The following is a 5269-nucleotide window of genomic DNA, read 5'->3' on the forward strand; positions in this document are numbered from 1 at the left end:
TGCGGTCCGCCGCACACCGCGCAGTGCGCCGTGACCACCAGGTCGGCCGGATGCACGGGGTCGCCGCCCCGGGCGAGCGCGTGCTCCGTGACGAGCTCGGCGGCGAGCACGCGGAGGGCCGCGCGGCCGACCACGAAGCGGGTGGCGGCCGCGTCGTCCGTGGTGGCCGCGCGGCGCATCCGCTCGTCGTCGCCGAGGAAGGGGACGAGGGCTTCGACGTCGGCCGGGCCCGTGCCGGCCGGCAGCGGGGTCCAGCGCACGTGCACCCGGGGGGTCATCGGGCCGGCCGCTCCTCGCCGCGCTCGTAGATGTCGGCGGCCGAGCCGACGATCTTCGTGTCGGTCTCGCCGACGACCTCCACGTCCTTGTCGTCGTAGTCGAAGCGGTTGAGCACGAAGCGCATGGCCTCGAGGCGGGCGCGCTTCTTGTCGTTCGACTTCACGACCGTCCAGGGGGCGTCGGCGGTGTCGGTGGCCGCGAACATGGCCTCCTTGGCCCGGGTGTAGCGGTTCCACTTGTCGAGCGACTCGAGATCCATGGGCGAGAGCTTCCACTGGCGCACCGGGTCGACCATGCGGATGGCGAAGCGCGTGCGCTGCTCCTCGGCCGAGACCGAGAACCAGAACTTCACGAGGTCGATGCCGTCGCCCGCGAGCATCGACTCGAACAGCGGCACCTGCCGGATGAACTCGTCGTACTGCGCATCGGTGCAGAAGCCCATGACGCGCTCGACGCCCGCCCGGTTGTACCAGGAGCGGTCGAACAGCACCATCTCGCCGGCCGCCGGGAGGTGGGCGACGTAGCGCTGGAAGTACCACTCCGTCGACTCGCGCTCGGTGGGCTTCTCGAGGGCCACCACGCGGGCGCCGCGGGGGTTGAGGTGCTCGGTGAAGCGCTTGATCGTGCCGCCCTTGCCGGCGGCGTCGCGGCCCTCGAAGACCACGACGAGGCGGCGGCCTCCGCGCTTGATCCAGTTCTGGAGCTTCAGGAGCTCGATCTGCAGCAGCCGCTTGGAGGCCTCGTACTCGGTGCGGCTCATCCGCTCGTCGTAGGGGTAGCCCTCGCGCCAGGTGTCGACGAGGCTGCCGTCGGTGCGCACGAGCACGGGGTCGTCATCGTCGTCGTCGAGCACCGTGAAGCCGAGGAGGTCGTCGAGCTCTGCCGGAACGGGCCGGCCGCTGAAGAGGGTCGTCACGTCGGCCACGGTAGCGGCGGGAGGTTAACGGCGGGTGCCGCGGGCGGGCGGGAGGGGTGCCCGGGTGCGGAGGCCGGCGCGGCGGCCCCACCAGATGCTGAAGAAGGCCGCGCCGAGCACGAGGGCCATCGGCAGGAGCATGAACGGGCCCGCGGTGCCGGCGTCGCGCTCGAAGACCTGATCCGTCTGGTTCATGAGGGCGGTGGGGAGCAGCAGCAGGAGGTTGTTCACGGCGTGCACGAGCGCGGGCGCCTCGAGACCGCCGGTGCCGCGGGCGGCGATCGAGGCGGCGGCGCCGAAGACGAAGTAGTAGGCGATGAGCCAGGGGTCGCCCGCCACGTGGGCGAGCGAGAACAGGCCGCCCGAGATGAGCGTGCCCACCACGAAGGCCGCGATCGGGTTGCGGAACCAGGAGCCGACCGAGCGCTGGATGAGACCGCGGGCGCCGTACTCCTCACCGGCCGACTGCAGCGGGGTCGTGAAGACGACGACGAGCACCATGGCGATGACCGTGCCCGTGAGTGCGATCGGCTCGATCGGGCCGAGGGCGACGGAGATGCCCACGTAGACGATCCAGACGGGCACGATCACGAGGGCCAGGCGGCCGAACCAGCGCCAGCGGAAGCCGCCCTCGACCGAGCTCAGCCAGCGCGGGCGCACGCCGAAGAGGGCCCACTGGATGAGCATGGAGAGCGGCCAGAGGCTCGCGAGCGCGAGGTTGTTCGAGAGCATCAGCGCGGGGGTGAGCTGGGTGAGGGCGGCGCCTGTGGTGAGCTCGTCGACGGTGTAGCTGCCGACGGCGAGGTCGATCAGCATGGCGACGAGGCCGAAGACGATCGAGGCCAGGAAGTAGGCGGCCACGAGGAGCACGATCGAGACCGCGCCGCGCCACCAGGCGGGTGCGGCGCGCAGCGCGTGGTCGTAGGCGAACTCGGCGCCCGTGGCGGGCCCCGCCGTGGAGGCGTCCGAAGTCGCCGCGGCATCGACGGCGGTCGTGGCGACGGCGCCCGGGGTCGTCGCTGCGGCAGCCCCGGGTGCGGTGGGGGGCCAGGGCGGGGTCGTGGGTGACGTGTCGCTCATGCCTCCAGGCTAGGCGCGCCCGTCCCCCTCCGCCTCCGCCTCCGCCCCGCGATGGAGCCCCCTCCGCCGCGTGACGGGCCCGCCGCTCCGCCGACTTGACACAAGATGTGCCAAGTCGGCGGTTTTGGGCGCGACTTCTGTCAAGTGGATGCCTCCACCTCGGCGGTAAGGTCGGCCCGCTTCGCCGACTTGACACAAGATGTGCCAAGTCGGCGGTTTTGGGCGCGACTTCTGTCAAGTCGCGGGTTGGCGCTAGGGCGTGGGGGGTGCGGCCGGGTCGAGGACCGCGCGGGCGAAGGCCGCCACGCGGCTGCGGAGGCTCGCGATGCGGTCGGTGCGGGCTGCCTCCACGTCGAAACCTACGTAGGCGGTGGCGGGGAGCTTCCGCACGTTGGTCGAGCACTCGAAGCGCGAGCACACGAGGCTCGCGATCGTGTTGCCGTTCCGCCCGGCGGGGCCGGCACGGCGCGCGCTGAAGAGCACGACGTCGTTGGGCAGCTGCACGTCCTGGCACAGGGAGCACTGGGCGCGCGTGCGGGGGCTCGCCTCGGCCTGCTTGAGCATGATGCCGATGAGCCCGGGCACGCCGGCGCTCCCGGGCACGCTGCCGCTCCCGGACGAGCCGGGGCCGTCACCAGCGGCGGCGTCCGGCCCGGCCGGAACCACGGCGTAGGCACGTCGCGCGATCCTGCGGTCGCGCCAGCCGAGATAGTCGAGGCGACTGAAGTCGAGGGTGTCGAAGTCGTCCGGCAGGGTGAGGTCGCTGAGCTCCTTGCGCGAGGTGTTCACGAAGGAGGCGCGGAGGGTCTTCTCGTCGAGGGGTTGCATGGGTGTCCGATCGGTCGTGCCCGTGCGGCGCCGCGTCGGCGGGGCCACGGGCGAAAAGTTAAGGGGATGCGGGGGAGGGGAGGGCTCTACCTGCCACCGGCGGAAGCGCCGCCGGTGACCTCCTGACGCCCCGAGGGCACTGCATCCGATCGAAGACTCACCCCTCCACGATACGTCCGATGACGGCGGGAGCGCATCCCGAGGGCATCGGGCCGTACGGTGTGGTCATGAGTGATGAGACGGCATCCGGATCGGCATCGACCGCGGCACCCCGCGTGAAGCAGCTGCGGCTGGTGGTGGAGGCGGAGGACTTCGAGGCGGCGCTCGCGTTCTACCGCGACGTGCTGGGGCTCGAGCCGCAGGCCGCGTTCGAGGGCGAGGGCGGGGCGCAGGTCGCGATCCTGCACGCGGGCGCCGCGACGCTCGAGCTCGCGAACCCGGCGCAGGTGCGCATGATCGACGGGATCGAGACCGAGGGCGGCCGGAGCGACCGGCTGCGCGTGGCGTTCGAGGTCGACGACACGGCGGAGGCGACCGAGCGGCTCGTGGCCGGCGGCGCGGAGCTCGAGGCGGAGCCGCGCGAGACGCCGTGGCGCTCGCTCAACGCCCGGCTGCGCGGGCCGGCGGGGCTGCAGGTCAGCCTCTTCCAGGAGCTCGAGCCGCTCGAAGAGCGCGCCGCCCGCGATGGCTTCCAGGGTTCGACTGACTAGCGAGTGGACTGTGTGATGAGTTACTAAAGATCTGCGTGGCACCGACCCCGTATATCGAGTCGGTGCCACGCAGATGTTTAATAACTCGTCAGCGAGCTCAGCCGAGGGGTGTCGCGAGGGCGAGCGGGACCTCGTAGCGGGCGGTGCCGACGGTGAAGGCGGCGGTTCCCGTGGGGTCGCCCGCCGCACCCGTGGTGCGCGGCTCGAGCCGGACCTCGGTCGTGATGGGGGTGTCGCCGAAGACCACCGCGGAGAGGTCGGCGGTCGCCACAGCGTCGGCGGACTCCGGGGAATCGGCGCCGGGGGAAGCTGTGTCGGAAGAAGCGGTGCCGGGGGAAGCGGTGCCGGTCGCAGCGAGGCCGTAGCTCCCGAACGACTGCCCCGCGGTCGCGAGCCGCACCTCGCGGAGGCCCGCCTGGGCCGACGCGAGCAGCGCCCGCGTGGTCGCGAAGCGCGCGTCGATCGACTCCGTGCCGAGCACGACCGCGATGAGCGTGACCGGCGACGAGCCCACCGTCACGACCGCCGAGGTCAGCAGCGTGGCGCCGGCGTAGGTGGTCGAGCCTGTCTTGAGGCCGTCGACACCACCCTCGCCGAGCAGCACGTTCTGGTTCACGATGGTGCCGAGGTCGGGCTGGTCGTAGGAGGCGAGCCCCGCGATGGCCGCGAGCGCCGGATCGGCGTGCGCGAGCGCACCCACCCGCAGCAGGTCCGCCGTGGTGCTCGCGCTGCCCGGGTCGAGCCCGCTCGCGTCGGCGAGGGTCGTGCCCGTCAGCCCCTGCTCGGCGAGCCAGGCGCGCGCCGCCTCGAGGTAGGCATCGGTCGATCCGAAGGCCCACGAGGCCGCCGTCTCGGCGTAGTTGTTGGCGCTCGTGAGCAGCGTGATCGCGAGCGCGTCGTGCAGAGTGACCTGCTGCCCCTCGAACATCGGCTCCACGAACTGGCCGGTGGCCTCGATGGCCTCGGTGCGCTCGAGGTCGGCGGCTCCGAGGGTGATGGTGGGCCCGGGGTCACCTGGGCCGGCGAGCGGATGCGCGTCGAGCACCACGAGCGACGTGATGACCTTCGTGATGCTCGCGATGGGCACCGTCCCCGTCTCGCCGCCCTGCCCGAGCACCTCCACCGAGCCGTCGGCGGATGCGATCCCGACCGCGCCCGCTCCGACCGCGGGGAACTCGAGCGCCGCGGCGGGGCCGGGATCGATGGAGGGAGCCGTCGGGGTGGCCACCGCCGGCGGCGCCGCGGTCGTCGCGGCGGGCTCGGGTGCTCCCGCCACGCAGCCGCTCAGCCCCGCCGCGAGAATCGCTCCGGCCGCCAGCAGCACCGCGCCGCGGCGAGCCCCCGGGCGAACACCCCGGCGACCAGGCCGGCGGGCGGAGCGGACACGAGCGGAGGCGAAGCGGTCGAGCGAGGGCATCCGGCGAGTCTAGACACGTCGCTCTGGGAGAACCGCGTG

Annotated in this window: 5 protein-coding genes and 1 pseudogene; 1 reads left to right on the forward strand and 5 read right to left on the reverse strand. The window is 72.6% G+C overall.

Annotated features, from left to right (window positions below):
* The 4 genes and pseudogenes from Q0D57_RS19040 to Q0D57_RS19055 form a co-directional block, all read right to left on the reverse strand.
* Positions 1 to 278, reverse strand: a pseudogene (locus Q0D57_RS19040) (hypothetical protein); the annotation flags it as partial.
* Complete coding sequence (gene ppk2 / locus Q0D57_RS19045) at positions 275 to 1195, reverse strand: polyphosphate kinase 2 (RefSeq protein ID WP_291046975.1); 921 nt, start codon at positions 1193 to 1195, stop codon at positions 275 to 277. The gene ppk2 and the pseudogene Q0D57_RS19040, both read right to left, overlap by 4 nt.
* Before the next feature lie 24 nt (positions 1196 to 1219).
* Positions 1220 to 2275, reverse strand: coding sequence for a CPBP family glutamic-type intramembrane protease (locus Q0D57_RS19050; RefSeq protein WP_291046977.1), 1056 nt, complete (start codon positions 2273 to 2275; stop codon positions 1220 to 1222).
* Between the two features lie 252 nt (positions 2276 to 2527).
* On the reverse strand, positions 2528 to 3103 hold the full coding sequence (locus Q0D57_RS19055) for an FBP domain-containing protein (protein WP_291046978.1): 576 nt from the start codon (positions 3101 to 3103) through the stop codon (positions 2528 to 2530).
* Between the two features lie 227 nt (positions 3104 to 3330).
* Here Q0D57_RS19055 and Q0D57_RS19060 point away from each other — a divergent pair, with 227 nt between their 5' ends.
* Positions 3331 to 3813, forward strand: coding sequence for a VOC family protein (locus tag Q0D57_RS19060; protein ID WP_291046979.1), 483 nt, complete (start codon positions 3331 to 3333; stop codon positions 3811 to 3813).
* A gap of 97 nt (positions 3814 to 3910) precedes the next feature.
* Here the strand turns inward: Q0D57_RS19060 and Q0D57_RS19065 are convergent, their stop codons facing one another.
* Positions 3911 to 5230, reverse strand: coding sequence for a D-alanyl-D-alanine carboxypeptidase (locus Q0D57_RS19065; RefSeq protein WP_291046981.1), 1320 nt, complete (start codon positions 5228 to 5230; stop codon positions 3911 to 3913).
* Positions 5231 to 5269: the final 39 nt, after the last annotated feature.

The sequence above is a fragment of the Herbiconiux sp. genome (assembly GCF_023264895.1).
In the GTDB taxonomy this organism is placed as follows: Bacteria; Actinomycetota; Actinomycetes; order Actinomycetales; family Microbacteriaceae; genus Herbiconiux.